Here is a 22,687-nt window from a genome sequence, read left to right on the forward strand (position 1 = left end):
AAACACAATTTCCCCTTTTTACGTACCTTTGCGCTTTGAAAACGCATCCCGAAGCTTTCTGGCTCGATATTTTTATTGTCAGTGTAGTTGTATATGTTTTACTTAACAGTGTTTAAATTAAATTAACAACCCTTGTTCATTATGAAAAATACGCTTTTAGCAGTTGCTATGCTCTTTGTACTTGGTTCGTGCGCAAGTAAAAAGAAGCTTCTTACAGCACAGAAGCAGGCTAATGAAATCCAGATTCAACTAGACAAAGCGAGAGCTGACCTGAATGATTGTGACAGCAGAACTGCTGGTTTAAATAATGATTTGAAGGCAAAAAATGACGAGTTGACCAGCAAAAATGCAAAAATGAAGGAGCTGGAAGATCAGATCGAATTCCTGAAAAAGAACAACAATAACCTGCTGGACCGTATGTCTGACCTTTCCGTGATCAGCAAAGAAGGTTCTGAAAGTATCAAGAAATCCCTTGCTATGATGGACGCGCAGGGTACCCAGATCAGGGACCTTAATTCAAGCATCCAGAAAAAAGACTCGCTGAATATGGCGCTGGTGCTTAACCTGAAACGTTCATTGGCGGATGTCAGCGACGAAGATGTTCAGATCGAAGTGAAAAAAGGCGTAGTGTACGTTTCACTTTCCGACAAAATGCTTTTCCGTTCAGGAAGCTCGGTAATCAACTCACAAGCTGAGAGCGTGTTGAGCAAAGTAGCTAAGATCCTGAATGACTACAAAGAAATCGAAATCCTGATCGAAGGTCACACGGATAATGTACCTATCGCTACTGACAAGGTAGCCGATAACTGGGATTTGAGCGTACTGCGTGCTACGGCTGTTGCACGTACTTTGCAGAAGAAATACGGAGTTGAGCCTGTGCGTATGATCGCTGGTGGCCGTGGCGAATATTTACCCAAAGTGGCAAATGATTCTGCTCCTAACCGCAGCCTGAACCGTCGTACAGAAATCATCATTACTCCTAAGTTGGATCAGTTCTTTAATCTTTATACTCCAAACGCGGGTAAATAGGATTCCAGCCAATAATTGTCAGCCCGCAGGATTATTCCGGCGGGCTTTTTTCGTCATAAATAGACCAATAAATCTCTATGTCAGGCACTGTACCTACCCGGGAAACCATTGAAGCGGCGCATAAACTAGTCGCTCCGTTCATTCATCGCACGCCGGTGATGACATCGCAGTTTTTCAATCGGCTTTGTGGCGCGGAGTTGTTCTTCAAGTGTGAAAATTTTCAGAAGATCGGTGCTTTCAAAGCAAGGGGCGGATTGAACGCGATCCTTTCACTACCGGCTGATAAGCTGGTGAATGGGGTCGCTACGCACTCCTCCGGCAACCATGCGCAGGCAATTGCATTTGCAGCGTCGAGGGTAGGTGCGAAGGCTTACATTGTAATGCCCGAGAATTCGCCTCTCGTCAAGATCAGGGCCGTGGAAGAATACGGTGCCGAAATCACTTTTTGTGTAAATACACCGGAAGCAAGGCAGGAGGCGGTGGATCAGATTGTGGCTCACACGGGCGCTACATTTATCCATCCGTTCAACAATTACGAAGTGATTGCCGGGCAGGCCACTGCTGCCAAAGAGCTCATCGAGGATACAAAGGATACGCTCGACCTGATCATCGCACCGGTGGGGGGCGGGGGACTGATCAGTGGAACTGCTCTCTCAGCAAGCTATTTTTCACACGGTACCAGGGTGTACGCAGCAGAACCAGAGGGCGCAGCTGATGCCATACTGTCTTTCAAAAGTGATAAAATCGAAAAGGCGCCTTATGTTAAAACGATAGCCGATGGATTGCTGACTTACCTGGGAGACAAAACGTTCCCGATTATCAAGGAATATGTGACAGATGTATTGCTGGTGTCCGACGAGGAGATCATCGCTGCGATGCGGTTTTTGTGGGAACGGATGAAAATCGTTGTTGAACCTTCCGGAGCCGTGCCGCTGGCAGCTATAATCAGGAATAAAGAAGACTTTAAGGGAAAGAAAATCGGTGTTATACTGACCGGCGGTAATGCTCATTTGGGGAAACTGCCATTCTGATTATCAGTAGAATCCGCGAAAACCGGAATTTTCATAAAGAATAGTATGCGGTTCGGGCCTAAACACCGTTATAGAGAAAATAATCATATTTGTTGAACTTAGAAACTGGTAATTATTTACACCTAACATTGAAGTATGAAAAAGCTGATTTTTTGTTGCCTGGTTGTTTTAATGGGCGCTTGTAAAGATAAAAAGGAAAATGTGGAGCCAGAAACTGATTTCGCCGCCGATTTTGCAGGAACCTATGCCACAACAACAGTGATACCTCCGGCAAAAACTGATTTTAATTGGGTGGTGACCCAAAATGCAAAGAACCAGCTCAATATCGTTTTTACGAAAGACACTGAAATAGCAGCGGCCGGAAGCACAGTCTCATTGCTTCAGACCTATAAGCTGATCAATGTTAAAACGACTGGTAAAGATTTGATTGAGCTGGACGAAACGGTCGACGTGGAACAAAGCAATGGAAAGCCACTCAGGCAAAAAGTGCAGGGAACCGGCACGAGAGTAGTCAACTCGGCCGGGGTTACCCAGATAAATATTACGCTGAAACTGACGGATGCCAGCACCAACAATGCGATCGAAGAATATCTCGAATTCAAGAAGCAATAAAGGGAATTGTAATAAAAGAAAAGGCGGTTGAATATATCAACCGCCTTTTTCAGTTCATGGCTAAATCCGCACCGTCATAAAGAAGCGGCTTTTGGAACGTTTTGGAATATTTCAAAGGCGACTATTACCGGAAATGCGACAGTCATTACCAGGCAGGTCATCAAAAAAGCGGCAAACCATAATAAAGCGAGGGTCAATTTTGCAACTACGATCATGTCAGTCTGTTTTGAAGAAAAGACCACATTGTCAGTGTTTTGGTTGCAATATTTACCGGTAATCTTTAAATCTTAACGGCCGCATATACCTGTGAAATCGCAGTAAGTACAGACAGTCAGATCGTCGGTTTTACGGAAGGGGATATCCGGGTCAAGCATTACATTCAGGATGTCAGTAAGTATGTTTTCCGACTTTTGAATGAAATCTGCCGGAGCCAGTTCGTCGGTCAGTTCCATTGGATTTGACACCTGATTCTTCGGATCGCGGAAGGAATAGAAACCTGATTTTACAGCAAAGTCCCCATAGTTATAAACAGTATCCCTTAGTCTCAGCCCATTTTCATCACTCATCTTTTTGTACATCAGGTATTCGTACATCCATAGCTGCCTCACGTAGCCCATTTTTCGGTCGGGATCAGTTTTCAGCACCTCCTCGCGCCGCTCGGGATCGGCCAGTTTTTGTTTTCCGGCTACTTCTACGCTGCCTGTTTTGTAGTCCATCACGTACAACTTGCGGCCTTCTTCATCAAGCTCAATCCGGTCTATTTTCCCGCCAAGCCGAACAGGTGTGTATGAACCCTGCAAAACCAGCTGGATTTTGGTGCTGACTTTTTGCTCAGCCGCAAGTATTCTTCTGCGTGGCCTCAGTTGCATTTGATGTTGGAGAAAGACAAGGATTTGCTGTTCTCCGATCTGATAGTAAATCCTGTTTAATCCCAAATCGGTAACATAACCTCTAAACAGCCTGTCGAACTCTTCCCGGAGTATCGCCCTGATTTGTTCTTCAGTAGGGTCGGTATCGTGCAGGAAAAATTCTAGGTCCGTGCGTTCCAGCGATGCGTGCAGCCAGGTGCCGATTTTATCCATGCCCAGTTCTTCCTCCACTTCCTCTTTTTCCTTTACACCTACGATATGTTTGAGGTAAAACTGCATCGGACAGCGGATAAACTCATTCAAATGTGTCGGATAAATGCCCTTGTCGGCCAGGTAACCCCGGATTGCCAGTAGTAAAGCTTCATCTTTCCGGACGGATTCTTCCAGTTCCTGCTGTTGCTGCGAGCCAAAGACGACCTGTTTATGCGAAATGCTGATCTTCGGATTATACCTGGCAAGCTCAAATTCCAGCTGCTGGATAAACCGGCTTTTCTCACCACCGCCTGGCGCGTCGTTGGTGCTGGTATATAGTAAATGGATTTCGCTGGCACGTTGGAGCAAACGGTAAAAATGGTAGGACATGACCGCTTCCTGATGTAAATGTGTAGGCAAGCCTACTGCCTGGGCCGCATCGAAAGGAATCAGCGAATGCTGGCGCTTTGACTGAGGTATTGTCCCTTCATTCATTGACAGGATAATAATCCGCTCAAAGTCCAGCGCCCGCGTTTCGAGCATTCCCATGATCTGCAAATTGCTGACAGGCTCCCCGCTGAAAGGAATACGCGTCTGGCGGATCAGTTCGAACATAAATGAGCGCAAAGTCCGCAGCGTGATCAGCTCCGTTTTCTCATCAATGGTCTGCTCGAATTGCTTCAGCAGTGTATAAAAAAGATACAGATACTCCGTTTCCAGCGCGTTTTTGTAATCTTTATAAACATCCCGCAGCAGCTCGATGAGCTGATAAAATGTTTGAATTACCTGGTTCGGGTTGTTTTTCTGCCAATGCGTGAACAGAACCCGGAAAAGCGGATGGTCCTCTCCCAGTTTCAGCAATTGCTCCGAATCAAGAAAAACCTGGTTGCCGCTGGTTATTTCATATAAAGTCCGTTGAATGATCGTCTGCCCGTCGGACAATGGTTGTAAAGCCACATATTCGTAATGCCGGATAAAGGGATGGTTAAGGACTTTATCGATTGACTTATGGCCGAACTTGGGTATCCTGATCGTTTTTCCAGCCTTGCTTTTAAATTCAACCACATTTTGCTGTAAGTCAAAAATGCTGTCTATCAGCGTGTACAGCAGCGAGTTTCGCATGGAAAGTCCCATGGTAACGTTCAGATCGCGCACTTCTTCATCGAGCGAATAGAGCATTGGCATCAGCAGATTTTCGTCGGCCAGCACAATTGCAGTAGGAACCTGCGCTGCGTCGGTTTCTGCTTTCATCAGCTCGTAAATGCGCCCTGCAATCTTCGTTTGAAGCGTGGCATTGGGTACGCCGTAAACCGTAATGTTTTTCCGGGTCGATAGCAAATCATCGCTTGTCCAGTTCCATGAACCGAAAGAGCCGCTTTTCCGGTAGTCACGCAGGCTTTTCCCTGCCTCTACATGTGTGTTTTCCGACATATAATACCGGTCGCTGTCCCAGAATACCTCCGCTTTTTCAGCCTTTACCAGCGCAGTCACGATTACCCGCTCCGACTCTGTAAATGCATTAAATCCTGCAAAGTATATCTTCTCATAATCGGAGCGTTTCAGCAGCAGTCCGGGCACATCTTCCGCTAGTTGCCGGTACGCCATGCCGCGATAGGCTTTCCCTTTGTTTTCAAGCCTGGCGCGGAAGAGTTGATAAAGGGTTTTTATATTTTGAAAAAGTGAAAAGTACTGTTTATGTCCGCCTTCACTTTGGAGCGATTTTCCTTCCGGCATGTTCGCCTGCCATCTTTCAATTGCATGCGCCTCAGATAAATAGTCGAACAGGAAATCCGTTTTTACCAGGTACTGATCAATTTTGTCTAGATCGTTAAGCAGGACAGCCGCCCAGCCCATAAATCTCTCAAACTGCACTTCGGGATCGATTTCACGGAAAGTCTCATAGAGGTCGAAAAGCAAATGTACCGGATCCGAAATTTCCAGCGTACACATGCTCTCAACGAAATCGTCAACCGCAATGATGGAAGGGCTCATCATCGGCTCCGGGGTTTCGATTGCCAGCTCCTGCATTAAAAAGAATGCCGCCCTGCGCGTCGGCACGACGATCTGAACCCTTTCCAGCGTAGCGTGATTGTTTAATATTCTCTTTGCAACGAGATTCAGAAAGGATTGCATAAGTATTTGAATGATTGCGGCTTAATGAATGCGGTCGCCGCGTGGTGTAAGTGACTTCATAATTTCGGCCTCAGCGCGCAGTAACTCCTTCCAGCGCTGCCTTACCTCTGCCTGCGGCCGGTAGTTTTCGGCCAGTTCAATGAAAGTCCGGTAATGTCCCGCCTCCGAAATCATCAGTTCGCGGTAAAATTTTTGCAGCGACTCATCTTCCAGCGATTCGGAGAGTAGCTTGAAACGTTCACAGCTTCTCGCCTCAATCAGCCCGCAAATCAGCAGACGGTCGAGGAATGCTTTTTCATGGTCGCCTTTATTTCGGACGAGCTGCATCAGCTGGCCTACGTATTCATCTTTTCGCTGCCTGCCGAGCGGGATGTTTCTTTTCTTTAATTCTTTTAAAACCCTTTGAAAATGGCCCCACTCCTCAGCGACGATCGGGGTAAGAGTCTCCACCATTTTTGCCTTTTCCGGATAGTGAACGATCAGGGAAATACAGCTCGAAGCGGCCTTTTGTTCGCAATATGCGTGATCGATCAGTATGTCACCGATCTGCATTTGCGCAATGTCGGTCCACCGCGGGTCGGTAGGCAGTTCAAGTCCAAGGGTTGTAAGTGAAGTTGCCACAGCAGTAACGGTTTAGTCAAACAACGGCCAGTTGATTCCAAATGAAAAGGCACGTGCCAGGCCAAGGTATTCCGGAGTAATAAAATAGCCTTTCGGGAAAAGATCAAAATTACCTCCCTGGTTCAGATAGGCCATTTTAAAAAACAGTCGAACCCTTTTTATGCGGACGTTCGCAAAAGCATCGACAACCACATTCTGGTCAAGCCGGTCGGTGTTTTGCAAATGAAATTGCTGTGTCACAGGCATATAGGCGTCAGCAAGATAGGAGGAACGATATCGCGCCGACAAACCCAATTGAATGAACAGCACTTTGGCATATACAAAGTCAAAAGTGACCTCGCCGCTCGCAAATACAGTTGGGACGCGCAGGACGTCTGTATTGTCGTTCAAAGTTAGATAGCTCATTGCCGCAAAATTCCACCTTTTCAGGTGAATGCCGGAATTGAAACCGACTCGCAGCAGCCTGAAACCCGCGTTGAGCTGTTGCGGAACTGCGGCTGTATCGTAATAAATAAAGTCGTTGATCTGGTGGATCTGAATTTCGGGTACAAACTCGATTTTCTTGGTTTTGAGTGGCAGCGAGGCATATATGGTCTGGACTTTCGTCGGGTCAAAATTATTGCGCCACTCGAAATGATTGCTCAGATACCGTTCCACCATCAAATCCGGCGCAGTTTGAATGCTTTGAAACCCGGCTTTGCCCCATCTTGTATTCAGCTCACCTTTAAGCCGGTATTCGACGTTTTTGGCAAGGTTCAGGTCCGCTTCGGCGGTCAGGTAATTGGCCGAATCTTTGAGATAGTAACCAGCCCATGCGCCGATGATATTATCGAAGCGAAGGCCGGTGCGATACGTTGTGTAAATATTGCCAATGTCGTTTCCCGGCTGACTTGCGCTGCGCATTCCATAAAACCGCTGCCGAATGTATGCACGATAATTGAATCCTGAGTAATACCCTTTGATACCTACCTTATTGTCGAACAGCTTGTAATAGATGTCCTGGCGTGTCTTGGTCGAATCGAAACGAAAAGCGGGATAAGCGCCTCTTTCCAGCCCCCTTTCGAGGTCCAGGTCTGTGAAGCGGTTGATCGTACTTTGAAAATCGGCCTGCTGGAAAAGCTGAAACCCGCTTACCAGGCGGTATTGCTGGTACAAATGAAATACGTGGCGACGCTCCCAGGAGTTGGCATCATCGCTGATTTTGGCGGCGCCGTCATAGGAATATTTTTCTTCAACCTCATCGACCACATTAGGAATGATCCCGCCCTGCTCGCGCACTTTCTGGTTCATGTGCCGGTAGTGGGCGAGTATCAGGTATTTTTTGTTTTTGGAAAAAAAACTGGTGTGCAAAAGGAGCGTCCAGTTCTGACCAAGCAGTGCTTCCGAGTTAATCGTATTCGCAAAACCATATTGCTTGTTGGAAGTAAACCGCTGGCCACGGATGCCGAAATTGAAGCGGGAATGCACATTTTGTGTGTAAACAAACGTACCCATAGAAGTTTTCTTTCCACCCGACAGAAAATCCAGTTCGGTATGCTGGGAGCGGGTATCTACATATTTTACTTCCTCCTGTTTGATCGCGTAGGCATCGTAGGCCCGCAAGCCAAGCTGCGCGCCGATGTCTTCCCGGGGCTGAAAAAACAGGTTCCGGGTTGCAGTGACTGCATTGCCCAGATCAGCCAGTTTGCCCCAGGCTTTGTCCATCGGTAGCCACCGGTGAAAGTTGGTCAGGCCCGTATCAACGCGGTAACGTACCGAATCGCGGTTGTTGAGGATATCATTTTCAAAGTAATGCAGGGTAGTGTGCGGACCATAGACATTTTTAGTACTATCGTCGAGAATCTGCGTGCCACCCTGGCCGCCTCCGCCGCCACGTGCACCTGTGCCGCCGCCTCCTCCTCCGCCGCCCGGCATTTGCATACCTCCGGGCATCCTGATCTGGGCAGCAGCCCGGGGTGTGATTAAAAAACCTATTAAGATCCACAGGGTGGAGTAAAAAACAATTCTCATAGAGGAAACTATCGTTCTGCCGTATTTTGAAGTGCCTCAATGCGTGCACCAAACCATTCTGCGAAGCGGTCGGTGTCGCTGCCGAAATTGACGGTTACAGGAATGTAGGCAAACCGGCCCGCATGTCCCAACTCCTCTGCCAGCGGCTTCAATTTGACCATATCCTTTTCAGTTGTCAGCACAAAAGTATCGCTTTTTAAGTACTTAATCAGTTCTTCTGCGTCTGCCGGCTTGTAATTATAATGGTCCGGGAAAAGTACTTTATCTAAAACGTTGAAGCGGGCATCAATATATCGGATGAATGGGCGCGGATCTGCAATTCCGGCGGCTATTTTAACATTCTTTAACTTCACAGGCATTCCGTCGTAGGAAACCGGCTCCGCATATTCAGTTTTTGAAAAGAATACCGGAACATTTTTTCCAGTGTACCGCTGGACCTTCCCTGTGATCAGTGTTCTGACAGACTGGTCGGGATCGCTCGGACACTTGGTAACGATAACGGCATCTGCCCTTTTTGCGCCGCTGCGGTTTTCGCGTAACCGGCCGGCAGGGAAGGGGAGGTCTTCGTAAAACGGGCGGTTGAAATCGTTGAGCAGGATATTCATATCACGTTTGATGCCGCGGTGCTGAAATGCATCATCGAGCAGGATGATCTGCGTTTCGGGATGAAGCTCGGCCAGCTTTGCCGCGCCGGCAGCACGGTCTTCACTTACCACAACAGGTACTGCGTTTTTCTTAAATTTCTGGTAGAATTGCAGCGGTTCATCGCCGATCGTTTCTGCGGTTGAAAGGTCGTCTGCGAGCAGAAATCCTTTGGTCTTTCGCCCATAACCCCGGCTTAAAATCGCTACGGCCGAGTTTGCATTCAGCTTATTTGCCAGGTATTCGGTCACCGGCGTTTTGCCAGTGCCGCCCACGGTCAGGTTGCCGATAGAAATGACGATCCGAGAAGCTTTTCTGGAATGCAGCAAGCCTTGATCGTAAAGCGCATTTCGCACATCGGTGACAAGACCGTATACCCACGAGAATGGGCTCAAAGCTGCTTTTAACCACGGACGTTCTTTCATATAAGCTGCATAATTACATATTTTTTACCTAATATTGTGCCCCTTTATATTACCTGACACCACGTTCCCATGCCGTTAAAAATTGTGTACAAACCCTGTACGCTTCATTTTCGTAAAGAAGCGGGTACCTCACGGGGGATTCTTACACAAAAAACTTCCTGGATCCTGCAAGTAACTGATTTGGAGCAGCCAGGTTTGATCGGTTACGGTGAATGCGGCCCGCTTCCGGGACTGAGTGTCGACGATCTTCCCGATTTTGAAAAGCAGCTTTGCGGCGTTTGCCACATTTTTAACAGCCTCGACCTCGACGTTTTTCCATTCAACCTGGGCATTATACTCGATCAGGTGGTGCCGCAGCATTTGCCTTCGGTCCGTTTTGGGGTGGAAAGCGCGTTACTGGATATCATGAAGGGCGGGAAGCGAAAACCATTCAAAAACGATTTTTCGGAAGGTAAGGCTGGCGTGCTGATGAACGGACTGATTTGGATGGGCTCTTTTGACGATATGTTGGCGCAGGTAGAGGAAAAGCTTGCGCAGGGCTTCACTACTCTCAAGCTGAAAGTGGGCGCTATTGATTTCGATCAGGAATGCCGCATTCTTGCAAACGTTAGAACCCGGTACAACAAAGACCAGATCACATTGCGGGTGGATGCAAATGGTGCATTTAAGCCGGAAGATGCAGCTCAAAAATTGAAAGCGCTTTCTGCCTTCGATCTGCATTCCATTGAACAACCCGTAAAAGCGGGGCAGCCCGAATTAATGGCCGAATTGTGCCGGACCTCCCCGGTGCCCGTCGCCCTCGACGAGGAATTGATCGGCGTATTTGATTACCGCGAAAAATTCGCGCTCCTCAAAAAGCTCAATCCACCTTTTATAATTTTGAAACCTACTTTACTGGGTGGTTTTCGCCATACCAGCGAGTGGATTGAAATAGCAAATCGTTTGAATATCGGCTGGTGGATCACTTCTGCATTGGAATCCAATATTGGTCTGAACGCGATTGCGCAATACACTGCTGCATTCGATAATCCGCTGCCGCAAGGTTTGGGTACGGGTCAATTGTATGTAAATAATTTCGTTTCGCCGCTGGAAATACGGCAGGGTTACCTGCACTATAATGCTGAAAAAGGCTGGGATTTGCCGGACTTTTCCAATGTGCATTGATCAGGCCCAATCTAAGCCTTTCTTTAAATATTTCAGCGTATCTGCTTCCTGCGAGCCACTTTCAGGGATAAAGTTATATTCCCAGTTCGCCTGGGGCGGTAGGCTCATAAGTATCGATTCTGTTCGGCCGTTCGTTTCCAGCCCAAACTTGGTACCGCGGTCCCACACCAGATTGAACTCCACGTAACGCCCGCGGCGCAGGTATTGCCACTGTTTTTGCGCTTCGGAAAATGGATCGTTACAGTGCTTTTGCATCAGTGAAGTGTACACCGGCGCAAAGGTTTCCCCTATCTCTTTTACAAATGCAAAAAGTGCTTCTTTCGAAAGCTTTTGCCCTTTTCCTTCTTCATCCGGTTTGAGGTAATCGAAGAAAATACCGCCAACGCCACGCGTTTCTGATCTGTGCGGAATGTAAAAATAATCGTCTGCCCAGGTTTTAAATTCAGGATAAAACGCAGGATGGTGCTTGTCGCAGGCATTTTTTAAAGTCTGGTGAAAATGGCGCGCATCTTCTTCGACCACATAATGGGGCGTGAGATCAATACCACCTCCAAACCAGCAGGTACCATTGCTAAGCTCGAAATAGCGGACATTCATGTGGATAATCGGGACGTGTGGATTGTGCGGGTGCATTACAATCGACACGCCGGTAGCTGTAAAATGAAAATCGTCACCAGGGTTCAGGTTCATTTGCTGCCGAAGCCGGGGATGTACCTCGCCTTTCACGCTCGAAAAGTTCACGCCGCCTTTTTCAATCACATTTCCGTTCTGGATCAGCCGCGTCCTGCCGCCGCCACCCGAATGGTGTTCCCACAAATCCTCCTGAAATTTTGCCTGGCCATCTGTTGTCTCCAATGCACTACAAATGCGGTCCTGCAAATCCTTAAAAAACGACTCGATTACTTCTACTTTCATGATTTGTTCCTGTGTCAGGGGGCAAAAGTACGATAAAAGTAAAATGCCGGTACACAATTTTGGCTTACGATAATGTTGACACGCGTTACGTAACGTGTTACATTTGCCCATGATCAAAAGCATTGTCAGCAAACCGCTCCGGCTTTTTTATCAAAAAGGAGACAAATCTAAATTGCCCGCTTCGCAAGTTGGCAGGATCGGGCTGGTGTTAACGTTGTTAGATGCAGCAAATGTTCCGGAGGATATGGATTTTCCCGGTTCGGGCTTGCACAAACTCTCGGGTGGGCTGAAAGATTTTTGGGCTGTTAAGATCAGTGCAAACTACCGAATCATTTTTAAGTTTGAAGGAAAGGATGTTACAGATATCGATTATCTCGACTATCATTAAAACAAATTCTTTATGGCAGAAAATAATGTAAAAGGACCCATGAAAAACCCGGTACATCCTGGTGAAGTGCTTAAAAATTTGTATCTGGAACCATTGGAGCTAACTATAACGGATGCTGCAAAAGGATTGGGAATTACCCGCAAAACGCTTTCGCAATTAATCAATGGCCACCACGCGGTGACACCGGATATGGCCCTGCGCCTGGCAGAAGCATTCAACACCACGCCTCAGCTTTGGCTGAATATGCAGCAAAATTATGATCTGAGGCAGGCAGAGAGGAAGGAAAAAAATTACAGCATTACTCATTTTTGGACTGCCTCGAAGTCCGATACCGCGCGTAGTACATAGCAATTGGTCTCGGATATTTTGATTTCAAACAAAAAAAGCGGAGCTAGCTCCGCTTTTTTTCATAATCCTATTCGGTAACATCAATCATCAATCCTTAAAAAAGTGCCGCTCAGGTTGAAAATCAGCTCTTTGCGATTTGAAAGCTTCACTTCCTGGGTGGTTTTGCTCTTTTCCCACTCTGTGATCACCTCGTCAGGATAGTTGGTCTTAACATATTCCAGTACTTTCAGTGGCACTACACTATCGGGAATCCGTTCGTTACCAGGTGCATCCACACTGTAACATTCGCCCAGACGATCGAACTCAAGTTCAACCTGGTTATCCAGGATCACGTCATAGCTTTTCAGCAGATCGTCCCGGTCGCGGACGACGCGGGCAATGGTTGCGTCAGGATAATGTGCTTCAATAAATTCTGTTGCCAGTGGAGGCAGGCTGGTTTCATCAACGACCTTTTCGTTATCACAGCCCGAAACAGCCAAAAGGATCATCATCAGGTAAATTGAGAGCGCTTTCATCATTCTTGTCAATTAATTTTAAACATTGCTTTTACTCCTGACAATTCACCATCCCGATACCCCCACGCGTCTTGCCTATTTTCCGAATTTTTTTGGCCGTTCACCAACCCAGCCAACCCTGCCTACATTTACCCTGTCGCTTACCCGCCTTTCGTAAGTTTTGTCAAACCGGTCATTCGTGGTAAGATCGAGCTGATATTTGTAAGATCTTCCTTTCAGCGCCGCGCCGTACAATTTGCTCATCCAGTATTCTGCAATGTCCGTTGGTTTATATTTGTCCAGCTCGATATTCGGCACCTTTTTGCCATCGATCCAAACGCCAAAAACAGAAGGCTTTTTCCAGTTTTCGAACATGGTAGCGTCGGGCGCTTTTTTTACAGGTATCTGCATTTGAAACACCATGATACCCGAATCGTCTGCCATTTCGAGCTGTTCAAGGTTCATTTTTTTAAAAAGCACATACATCCTGTCTTCCAATTTTGATGGCATCCTAACTATCGGATCTGTCCGGCCTTTTTTGTTTTTCACATAGGTGGTGTATTCCTCGATAGTCCCATAAAACTCCTCAGTTTCAGCCGCGCTGATCCCCGGTCCCGGATTTCTTTTGTAAAACTTTACAATCGTTTTTACGGGCTCAGTAGCTTTCGGCTTAACTGGTGACTGGGTAGCCCTGGCTATTCGGATTTCCGGCAAGGCTTCGGCTACAAGCTTACCGCCAGTCTCTATTTGCGCATATATTTTATCCGAAAAAATAAAGGTGAGCACAAAACCGAGCAATGCAATCGCAAATTGTTTGGCATACTGCCTGTTCAGATTTTTGAATCGCGTCATCATCTTCAGGCGCTTTTTGGTGACGGAATAATTGAAACTACTCGTCAGGCTGACCTGCGCTTTGTGAAGCACAGTATCCAGCAACAGCAATTGATAATTTTTTACATTAGAATACTCTTTCAAAACCGCTTCGTCAGCCAGGAATTCATGATTTAGTCGGATCGCTTTTTTGTAGAAGAACAGAAAAGGATTTATCCACATGCAAGCCTGAACCAGCTCGATAAAAATAATATCCAGCGAATGCATTTGCCGCGCGTGAGCCAGCTCGTGAGCAAGGATTTCGCCCCTTACTTGCTGATTTTTAAAAGATTTTTCAGACACGAATATGTATTTTAGAAAAGTGTAAGTAACGACATCCTTAGGCACCAGCACCAGTCTGGCGTCCGGTATCCTGACCCTGCTGCATTTATTTTTTAATTTCAGTATTGCCAGGATATTTTTTCCGAATCTGATCAGCAAAATCATGGTGATCAGGGAAATAAGCAGCATTAAATAGTTGATCGGGTTGGTTGGATCTGAGGTGTCTGCAATTTTTTCGCGGGATACGACCATTAGTTCCGTCTGCTCTAACATTTCAGGCACCGTAGTGATCAGCGGTTCAATAACTGTCTCCGGCTGAATTTCAATAGAGATCAACGGGACTAGCAATGAAAAAGCGATTGATAATAACAGGTAATACCGGTTGAAAGCATGCATTTTTTCACGTTCCAGAAATAATTGGTAAACCAAAATCAGGATGCCCGAGCAAAGAATCGATTTAATAAGATAGCTGATCATTTTTCTTTCCGATTAGATAAGGAACATATACTCGTTTCCGACATTTTATTTTTATAAAAGCCTCGTTATTTCTGTAATAATGGCTTCGTCGGAAGGTCTGGAAGCATTCGAATTGACAACCTTTCCTGACTTATCAATTAAAAAATAGCGGGGAATGCTGGTGATCTGATATTGCTTTTTCAAATCCGATTTTGCAGGCTGGATAAGAATATAGTTCTCAGGATTATCAATACCATCTTTTTTTGAAGCCTTTTTCCACGCGGCACTGTTTTCATCCATTGATACGGTTAAAAATACCACATCCTTTCCTTCGAATTTTTTTCTGAGTGTTTTGGATGCGGGTGCTTCCGCCCGGCAAGGCCCGCACCAGCTTGCCCAGAAGTCGACGTAAACCACTTTGTTACGATGGTTTTCCAGTAATTTTTTCCAGGAAATGTTTTCGCCGGCAGCGTTGGCCAGATAGCCGGCCGATGATTTCTTACTTTCAAGAAAATCATACATTTCTTTAATATATCCTTTAAGTGCCGGATCCTGCGCGTCATTTTGAAACTGCCTCGCCAGTTTTGGATTGGGCTTTGTATCGTTAAACATTCCGCCCAGCTTAATGAGATTGTACAAAAGGTAATCGCGGGTTTTGCCACTAAAAGCTTTGCTGTACGCTGAATAGGCATTTTCTGTGCCGACCTTGTCCGGATCTGCCACGTAATGTTTCGCAAAAACCTGGGTCAGGTAAGGGAATTCCGGATCGTCAAAGCAGCTGTCACAATTCATGGCAGGCTGTAATTCATTGTACAATGCCCTGTTGCTGTCCAGGTATTTCTTTGTCTGATCAGGCTTTCTTTTATTGAAGAAAAAATGTGCAACTTTGAATTGATAATAGAGGGTTCTGCTTAATATCTTTTTTTGATCGTTGCTGAAATTGTTTTTGGAAGCGTAATTGTCAAGAAATCTAATATTGTCTTCATATTCACTTCTCAAAACGGAATCCCTTGCATTGAAATCCATTCGACTGAATTTCTGGTATCTCGCCTGGTCTGTGAAATCAAATTCACTTATCCTTTTCTGTTTCGCCGCATGTTTTTTCAGTTCTTTCCAGGCGTTCAGTTCGTAGGTCCGTTTCGAATCACCGGTCAGCTCGAAATGCGAAATCATAGAATCCTTGGTAATCCGGTATTTTTCGCCGGGAATCAGATAGATATAATTTTGAGCTTTCCAGTGAATATCTTTCAGTAGTACTGGCGTGTGCGAAATGATAGTCTCAATAAAAAGTGAATCCTTTTTCAATTTCTCTGGAGTTTCCAGGATATTGAAATTAAAGAGCCTGTCGACATAATTGAAGAAGAACTGATCGCCCGGCTTTGCATGTATTTCAAGCGTAATAACACTATCTTTTTTTGCAACCGCTGCCGGTTGTTCGGCTGTCTTCTTATTCTCTTCCTTATTGTCATTTTGCGAGCAGGAAAATGCGAATACGAGAAAAATTAACAGTAAATTTTTCATGACATTGAAGGTTTAGTGAAGTTGAACCAGACTTATTATTCGTCTTTTTTTCTCGAAATTTCACTGTCAATAATTTTCCTTAATTCTTCGAGCTCTTTGGTAGAGAGATTCGTATCCCTGGCGAAAAAGGATCCGAACTGCGCAGCCGAATTATTGAAAAAATTGCGGATCAAACCATTTACATGCGAGGAAAAGTAGTCGGTTTTCGCAACCAGCGCGAAATATTGCCGCGAGTTCCCGTACACCTGGTACCCGACGAAACCCTTGTCCTGCATTCTTTTTAGCAATGTGATTACAGTCGTGGAAGCTGGCTTTGGTTCCGGTAATGCATCGATCAGGTCTTTCAGGAACACCTTTTCATGCTGCCAGATCTGCTCCATAATTTGTTCTTCGGCTTTGCTTAGGCTCATTTGGTCTACATTTGTATTTAGTCTCTACAAATGTAGAGTAATATTTTATATAGACAACTAAATATTGAGAAAATTACAAATTTATTTTGCCGGATGCTTAATGTATAAAGCAGGACAGTTAGTAACCGCGCAGGGACTACTTTTGCAGATACTATCTTTTGATTCGTTCCGAAATGCTCAGATTTTTACCATTACTCTTCTTCGTTTTCACAACAGGTTTCGCTCAGACATACACCTCTACCATTCGCGGCACGGTCCGCGATGCTGATACTGGCTCGCCGCTGGTAGGGGCGACCGTGCAACTGGTTCAGGGACAAACAGGGACCATTACCGGCCCCGACGGCACTTTTCGTTTTGACAAACTGGCAGTGGGCCGTTACCAGGCTACGGTCACTTATGTAGGATATGAGACCATCAACATTCCTGAAATTTTACTGGAATCCGGGAAAGAAAATATTATACAGGTCAAGCTAAGCCCGGCGGGCAGGCAATTGCAGGAGGCCACCGTATCAGCAGCGCGGCCGGTGGCATTCAATAGCGTACAGCCGATCACGATGGAGCAAACGTTCAGATACGCTGCGACTTATATGGACCCGGCGCGCGTAGCAACGTCTTTTCCAGGCGTAGCTGCGGCCAATGATCAGGCGAACGGACTGGTGATCCGGGGTAATTCGCCCAATAGTATGCAATGGAGGCTCGAAGGTGTGGAGATTGTGAATCCAAATCATTTGTCAAATGCCGGTACGTTCAGCGACCGGCCTACTTCGACAGGAGGCGGGGTGAATATCCTGAGTACCCAGCTCCTGGCAACTTCCAGTTTTCTTGCGGGCCCTTTTCCGGCCCAATATGGGAATGTCAACGGCGGCGTGCTGGATATGAACCTGCGCAAAGGAAATGACGAGCAGACAGAATTCACCGCTCAGGCCAGCTTGCTTGGCTTTGATGTTGCAGCGGAAGGACCGTTTTCGAAGAAGTCTAAAGCTTCTTACCTCGTTAATTATCGATATTCATTTACGGGTTTGCTCGGTGCGATGGGCGTTAGTTTCGGCGGGGAAGATATTAATTTTCAGGACCTTTCGTTCAACCTGAATTTTCCCACGGCGAAAGGAGGGAAGTTTACGGTTTTCGGGATGGGCGGACTCAGCGACAATACGCTCAAGCCCGACAAGGATACGACGACCTGGGAGTTTTACAAAGACGGTCAGCATATTGTTTACAGAGGCAAAATGGGCGCGGCGGGCCTTACGTTCGATCAGCCGATCGGCAACAGGGCTTCAATCCGTACGGTTATCGCGGGGTCGGGGCTGCATTCTACCAGAAAGGCTTTTCTGGTAGATCCCAAAACATTATTGAACGATGAAGTGCTGGGCGACGATCAGATTTCATCCTCAAAAATTTCATTCAATACCACCTTCAATTACCGTTTTAATGCAAAGCAACGGCTCAAAGCGGGCATATTTCTGACTTCCCAGCAGTTTGGGACACCACCCAATTTCTTTGATGAAAAGATCAATGCCTGGATAGTGCAGCCTTTTGTCAACTGGTCTTACCAGATCGCCCCGGCAGTGACTACTGAAATCGGCTTGCATGCGATGATCAGCAAGTTAAGGGAAGAAGATGCAAAAGGAAGCTTTTTGCTTGAACCGAGGGCGGCATTGAAATGGCAGGTAGCTGATAACCAACAGCTGAGCCTTTCTTACGGTCTCCACAGCCAGCTGCAATCTCCCAATGTGTATGCGGCCACATACGGAATGACCACGATCCGACGAAATATGCATTTGAAGCCCACGAGGTCGCATCATCTTGTGTTGGGGTACCAGCAGACATTCAATAAGAGCAATAGTCTGAAAGTGGAAGCTTATCTGCAAAACCAGTTCGACGTGCCTGTGGGAGAAGATTTAGGCACGCAATATTCGGCCCTCAATCTGATCGAGGAAAGGCCCGAGGTTCACTTTCAAAATAAGGGTAAGGGGTTAACTTATGGCCTGGAAGCCAGTTTTCAGAAGTTTTTGACAAACGATTTCTATATGCTCGCATCAGGCTCGATTTATGACGCTACCTATCTGGATTTGAACGGCAATCGCGGAGCCAGCCGCTTTGGTGGCCGCCACACATTCAGTCTTACTGCGGGAAAGGAGTTGAAATCAGGGGATGCGAATATCTGGGGTATCAATGCTAAAATTCTCTGGATCGGCGGCTTCCGCGACAGGCCGGTCGATGAGGAATATTCCCGGACCCTGAAATTTACGATTTATAGCAATTCAGGACTTTATTCGGTTAAAATGAAGGACTATTTCCGCCCGGATTTAAGAATTTACTGGAAAAAAAGTAAAACAAAATACAGCCGCACACTGGCGCTCGACCTGCAAAACGTATCAGGCACCAAAAACGAAGCCTATCGGTACTTCGACATCCGTCAGGACAAGGTTGTGACGCAGTACCAGCTGGGATTGATTCCGGTGCTGAGTTACCGGTGGGAGTTTTGAGCAATGAGTGAATGTGTGAATGACTGAATGAGCCGGGCGCCGCTGCGCTGGGGGAGTGATATTTTTTCGCCTTTTATTTGTGCTGATAGCCAGCGGTTTGAGTTAAAATTGTCTATTGCCGCGAACTTTCGTCAGTTAATATGTGTAAATAGCATTGCAATTGAACTTTAACCAAAAGCCAATTGTCATCGCTAACAGCTAACAGCTAACAGCTAACAGCTAACAGCTAACAGCTAACAGCTAAATAAAATGGGGGTGACTGGAATTGACAGCGGGTTGGAAGTCTGTGTGTAAGCATGTCGGGAGTTGAGAATACCTCCCGTAAATAATGTTCTCAAACAATAACTGGCGAATCTACTTACGCCATGGCTGCTTAATCCGGAGGATTAAACAAATGCCATCATCCCTCCAACCTACGTGCTGATGGTTGGGCTCCGGGGTGTCGCAAATCAGCGCTGGTTGGAATAGTGATACGGAAATCCAACGAGACACCAGTATCTAAGGCTTTGATGCGGGTCCGCCGTGCACCTTGTCTAGCTCGAAAACCTAATCACGGATAAGCATGTAGAAGGCGCAGGGTTTCCCTGTTCTGGACCGGGGTTCGACTCCCCGCATCTCCACCAGTATCAGTTACAAAAAGTATCAAAGGCCTGCAAATCAACGATTTGCGGGCCTTTTGTTTATTGATATTAATCCAAAACGTTCAATTATTCGGATCAAATCAAAAACTTGTGGAGCGGATAGGATTTATCTAGGTTTGTGTTTTTAATCAAACCAGTTTGTTTTGGAGAGTTTCCTGCCGCTTATCGAGTTAATCTTACCGGATTTTATAATTGAGAATTACTTACTGACCCATGTAGAGAAGTCAGAGGAACGTTATCACGTCTATTTGGAAGAGAAAAATTATCCAGAAGCTGATCCAATAAAGGCAGACTTGCTCTCCAAAGGTTATTTCCCCACCATTACCCTGCAGGATTTCCCAATTCGGGGCCACAAGGTATTCCTTCATATTAAACGTCGTAGGTGGCTCAATACCAAGACTGGCAAAGTTGTCCATAGAGACTGGACAGAAGTAGCAGAAGGCACGCGAATGACTATTGAATTCGCGGATTTTTTAAAAGAAATTGGTGGATACGAGGGCTAATGATATTTGGAGCATTGGTCGTTTCTATGGCGTTGATGGTAGGGCTTTGCTACGGCAGTATCGTGATTTTCAGAGTGGATTTAAAGATTGGAAGCAAAGAGGTCATGCAAAAAAATGGCTCTTGTATCCCGAAAACCTAGGATCTCATCTATCGATCGACGAAACCAGTCTTTCGCACGGCGAATTGTATACAATCCTTACCAATAAATCTGCCAAAGGTGGCCGTGGCAGCATTGTAGCAATAGTGGCTGGAACTAAGGCAGAAGCAGTGATTGAAGTACTTCGCAAAATCCCGGAACCACTGCGGAAGAAAGTGTCAGAAATCACCCTGGACATGGCGGGCAGTATGTCCTTGATTGCCAAGCGATGCTTTCCACGGGCGGTGCGAGTGACTGACCGTTTCCATGTTCAAAGACTCGCAGTTGATGCCCTCCAAGATATCCGGATCAAACATCGCTGGGAAGTCCTGGATCAGGAAAGCGATGCTATTGAGCAGGCTAAAATGTCTCAGAATGAATATCATCCAGAGATATTATCTAATGGCGACACCATTAAACAGCTACTGGCTCGAAGCAGGTACGCGCTATACAAAAAGCCCAATACCTGGACAGACAGCCAAAAAGAACGCGCCCTGCTTCTTTTTGAACGCTTCCCCGATTTGAAAAAAGCGTACGAGCTAACGATAGGGCTCAGTAACATCTTCACGACTACAACGGAAAAAATATATGGGTTGACCAGATTAGCCAAATGGCATGAAAAGGTCCGGCAATCTGGCTTCAAGTCATTCAATACCGTAGCCCGCTCGATTGAAAACCACTATAAGACAATCGTTAATTACTTTGATAACCGCAGCACTAACGCATCTGCCGAATCCTTCAACGCGAAAATCAAAGCGTTCAGAGCACAGTTCAGAGGGGTAAGAAACGTTGAGTTCTTCCTGTATCGCCTTACTCAATTATATGCTTAATCCAAGTTGCTCCACAAGTTTTGGTCTTGAGCCAATTATTCTCAATTATATGGTGAGCGTTTCGGTGAGCAAAATATAACACTGAAAAGTGCTCACCAGAGTTAGTTTAGCATATTGATTAATAAGGTATTCACCGAATATACATCTTGATTTTAAGTAGCTGCAACTTTATTTTTATCAATCTTAAATTGTTAAGTTATGCTAACAAAAAGCTTCGCGCTGCTTTTCTATTTGAAAAAACGCAGCAATTACTTAAAAGGAAAACTCCCAATCTATATGCGAGTTACAGTAGATGGAAAACGTATGGAAATCGCTACAAAGCGAGAATGCGAACCTACGAAGTGGAATTCGTCTGCGGGAAGGGTGTCGGGCAATAAGGAAGAAGTAAGGAGCATAAATTCATATTTGGATGTGCTCCAATCGAAGGTTTATGAGCTTCATCGAAAACTTATTGCGTCGGAAATTACTATAACCGCAGAATTGTTTAAAAATAAGTTAGTTAATGATAATGAACAAAAGAAAATGATCCTGGAAATTTTCGAGAAGCATAATAGAGATATGGCTTGTTTGGTAGGTTCGGAATATTCAAAGGTGACTTTGGTTAGATATAAAACCTCACTGGAACATACTCGAAGTTTTATAAAATGGAAATACAATTTGAATGATTTAAGTATTCAAAGCTTGGATTACGACTTCATTGCACAGTACGAGTTTTGGCTAAAAACGCAACGGAGATGTGGGCACAATGCTGCAATGAAATACCTTGCGAACTTTAAGAAGATTGTGTTAAGCTGTGTAAAAAAAGGCTGGCTAAGCAAAGATCCATTCTATGGATTCAAATTCGCCAAACGTGAGGTGGATCGGTCTGCATTGTCAGAAAGCGAACTCGATAAAATTATGAAGAAAGCTTTTGATAATGCGAGATTGGATCAGGTAAGAGACATTTTTGTGTTTTGTTGCTTCACTGGCTTATCATATGTTGACGTCTTCAAGCTGCAACGTTCGGAGGTTATTGAAGGGCATGGAACCGAGCTTTGGGTAACTATAAAGAGACAGAAAACAGACACTGCATCGCGGGTGCCAATATTACCAGCAGCTCGCAAAATATTGCAGAAGTACGAAAATCATCCGCAATGTTCTGTGAAGGGTCAGCTTTTACCGGTACTTTCAAATCAAAAAATGAACTCTTATTTAAAAGAGATCGCGGACGTGTGTGAGATAAACAAAAACATCACTTTTCACCTAGCTAGGCATACATTTGCAACCACCGTGACACTGACAAATGGTGTTCCTATCGAGAGCGTTTCCAAGATGCTAGGACATCGAAACATCAGGACAACTCAACTTTACGCTAAAATCGTCGACAAGAAAATAGGGGAGGATATGAAGAAAATAGAAAATCTATATTCTTAGAATTCTGATTATACAGACTAATATTTGACAATCAAACTCGGCAAAAGCGCAGCTAAGCTAGTGAAGGCCTACGGGTATTAAAGCAAATAGCAGGAGGAACAGGAATACACTCATTTACTGCAAAGACAACAGTGAGTGAATGGGAAAAAGGAAATCTGAAACTATAAAAGTAGAAGCCCGGCAAGTCCGGGCTTTATTATTGAATAGCTTAAAGCTTAGCAGCTTTAATAAGGTTATCGAGCAACGCTGTCAGGTTTATCGACCC

19 protein-coding genes and 1 other RNA gene are annotated in these 22,687 nt (G+C 45.6%); 11 read left to right on the top strand and 9 right to left on the bottom strand.

The annotated features are described in order from the left end of the window. The first annotated feature begins 141 nt into the window (after positions 1–141). From FXO21_RS18495 to FXO21_RS18505, 3 genes are all read left to right on the top strand, one after another. A complete protein-coding gene (locus FXO21_RS18495; protein ID WP_149641473.1) occupies positions 142–1,029 on the top strand; it encodes an OmpA family protein in 888 nt (295 codons plus the stop codon). A 77-nt stretch (positions 1,030–1,106) separates the two neighbouring features. Beyond that, positions 1,107–2,060, top strand: a complete 954-nt coding sequence (locus tag FXO21_RS18500; protein ID WP_149641474.1) for a threonine ammonia-lyase — start codon at positions 1,107–1,109, stop codon at positions 2,058–2,060. Between the two features lie 135 nt (positions 2,061–2,195). Further along, a complete protein-coding gene (locus FXO21_RS18505) occupies positions 2,196–2,672 on the top strand; it encodes a hypothetical protein (protein ID WP_149641475.1) in 477 nt (158 codons plus the stop codon). Between the two features lie 287 nt (positions 2,673–2,959). On the opposite strand, the gene FXO21_RS18510 is transcribed toward FXO21_RS18505, so the two are convergent. Genes FXO21_RS18510 through lpxK form a run of 4 tightly spaced genes read right to left on the bottom strand, consistent with a single transcriptional unit; the run spans position 2,960 to position 9,564 of the window. Further along, positions 2,960–5,866, bottom strand: coding sequence for a PD-(D/E)XK nuclease family protein (locus FXO21_RS18510; RefSeq protein ID WP_149641476.1), 2,907 nt, complete (start codon positions 5,864–5,866; stop codon positions 2,960–2,962). A gap of 21 nt (positions 5,867–5,887) precedes the next feature. Beyond that, positions 5,888–6,487: a tRNA-(ms[2]io[6]A)-hydroxylase gene (gene miaE, locus FXO21_RS18515; RefSeq protein WP_149641477.1), complete on the bottom strand. Its 600-nt coding sequence runs from the start codon at positions 6,485–6,487 to the stop codon at positions 5,888–5,890. A 12-nt stretch (positions 6,488–6,499) separates the two neighbouring features. Beyond that, a complete protein-coding gene (locus tag FXO21_RS18520; RefSeq protein WP_149641478.1) occupies positions 6,500–8,497 on the bottom strand; it encodes a putative porin in 1,998 nt (665 codons plus the stop codon). Between the two features lie 8 nt (positions 8,498–8,505). Next, the gene (lpxK, locus tag FXO21_RS18525) at positions 8,506–9,564 is read right to left on the bottom strand and encodes a tetraacyldisaccharide 4'-kinase (RefSeq protein ID WP_149641479.1); all 1,059 of its coding nucleotides are present in this window, start codon (positions 9,562–9,564) and stop codon (positions 8,506–8,508) included. A 69-nt stretch (positions 9,565–9,633) separates the two neighbouring features. Between lpxK and FXO21_RS18530 the strand changes: the two genes are divergently transcribed. Next, complete coding sequence (locus tag FXO21_RS18530; RefSeq protein WP_149641480.1) at positions 9,634–10,728, top strand: o-succinylbenzoate synthase; 1,095 nt, start codon at positions 9,634–9,636, stop codon at positions 10,726–10,728. Here FXO21_RS18530 and hemF read toward each other — a convergent pair whose 3' ends face one another. After that, on the bottom strand, positions 10,729–11,643 hold the full coding sequence (hemF, locus tag FXO21_RS18535) for an oxygen-dependent coproporphyrinogen oxidase (RefSeq protein WP_149641481.1): 915 nt from the start codon (positions 11,641–11,643) through the stop codon (positions 10,729–10,731). A 109-nt stretch (positions 11,644–11,752) separates the two neighbouring features. On the opposite strand from hemF, the gene FXO21_RS18540 reads away from it, so the two are divergent. Both FXO21_RS18540 and FXO21_RS18545 read left to right on the top strand, forming a co-directional pair. Further along, the gene (locus FXO21_RS18540) at positions 11,753–12,031 is read left to right on the top strand and encodes a type II toxin-antitoxin system RelE/ParE family toxin (RefSeq protein ID WP_149641482.1); all 279 of its coding nucleotides are present in this window, start codon (positions 11,753–11,755) and stop codon (positions 12,029–12,031) included. Between the two features lie 12 nt (positions 12,032–12,043). Further along, a complete protein-coding gene (locus tag FXO21_RS18545; protein WP_149641483.1) occupies positions 12,044–12,379 on the top strand; it encodes a HigA family addiction module antitoxin in 336 nt (111 codons plus the stop codon). An 80-nt stretch (positions 12,380–12,459) separates the two neighbouring features. Here the strand turns inward: FXO21_RS18545 and FXO21_RS18550 are convergent, their stop codons facing one another. The 4 genes from FXO21_RS18550 to FXO21_RS18565 form a co-directional block, all read right to left on the bottom strand. Continuing rightward, positions 12,460–12,897 (bottom strand): PepSY-like domain-containing protein, encoded by a 438-nt coding sequence (locus FXO21_RS18550; RefSeq protein ID WP_225865750.1) that lies wholly within the window; start codon positions 12,895–12,897, stop codon positions 12,460–12,462. Between the two features lie 72 nt (positions 12,898–12,969). Next, on the bottom strand, positions 12,970–14,502 hold the full coding sequence (locus tag FXO21_RS18555) for a M56 family metallopeptidase (protein WP_149641484.1): 1,533 nt from the start codon (positions 14,500–14,502) through the stop codon (positions 12,970–12,972). A 51-nt stretch (positions 14,503–14,553) separates the two neighbouring features. Then, positions 14,554–16,002 carry a TlpA family protein disulfide reductase gene (locus tag FXO21_RS18560; protein ID WP_149641485.1) on the bottom strand — a complete coding sequence of 483 codons (1,449 nt, stop codon included), beginning with the start codon at positions 16,000–16,002 and terminating at the stop codon, positions 14,554–14,556. A 35-nt stretch (positions 16,003–16,037) separates the two neighbouring features. Beyond that, complete coding sequence (locus FXO21_RS18565; protein WP_149641486.1) at positions 16,038–16,412, bottom strand: BlaI/MecI/CopY family transcriptional regulator; 375 nt, start codon at positions 16,410–16,412, stop codon at positions 16,038–16,040. Positions 16,413–16,585: 173 nt separating this feature from the next. On the opposite strand from FXO21_RS18565, the gene FXO21_RS18570 reads away from it, so the two are divergent. The 5 genes from FXO21_RS18570 (at position 16,586) to FXO21_RS18590 (ending at position 22,422) form a co-directional block, all read left to right on the top strand. Next, entirely contained in the window at positions 16,586–18,898 is a 2,313-nt protein-coding gene (locus tag FXO21_RS18570; protein ID WP_149641487.1) for a TonB-dependent receptor, read from the top strand. Between the two features lie 251 nt (positions 18,899–19,149). Next, positions 19,150–19,521, top strand: a transfer-messenger RNA (tmRNA) gene (gene ssrA / locus FXO21_RS18575). A 161-nt stretch (positions 19,522–19,682) separates the two neighbouring features. Further along, on the top strand, positions 19,683–20,042 hold the full coding sequence (locus FXO21_RS18580) for an ISAon1 family transposase N-terminal region protein (RefSeq protein ID WP_149638820.1): 360 nt from the start codon (positions 19,683–19,685) through the stop codon (positions 20,040–20,042). Continuing rightward, entirely contained in the window at positions 20,026–21,009 is a 984-nt protein-coding gene (locus FXO21_RS18585) for an ISAon1 family transposase (RefSeq protein ID WP_225865555.1), read from the top strand. The genes FXO21_RS18580 and FXO21_RS18585 overlap by 17 nt, the downstream gene beginning before the upstream one ends. Before the next feature lie 198 nt (positions 21,010–21,207). Continuing rightward, positions 21,208–22,422, top strand: coding sequence for a site-specific integrase (locus FXO21_RS18590; RefSeq protein WP_149641488.1), 1,215 nt, complete (start codon positions 21,208–21,210; stop codon positions 22,420–22,422). The last annotated feature ends 265 nt before the right edge of the window (positions 22,423–22,687 follow it).

The organism is Dyadobacter sp. UC 10, from assembly GCF_008369915.1.
Taxonomy (GTDB): Bacteria; Bacteroidota; Bacteroidia; order Cytophagales; family Spirosomataceae; genus Dyadobacter.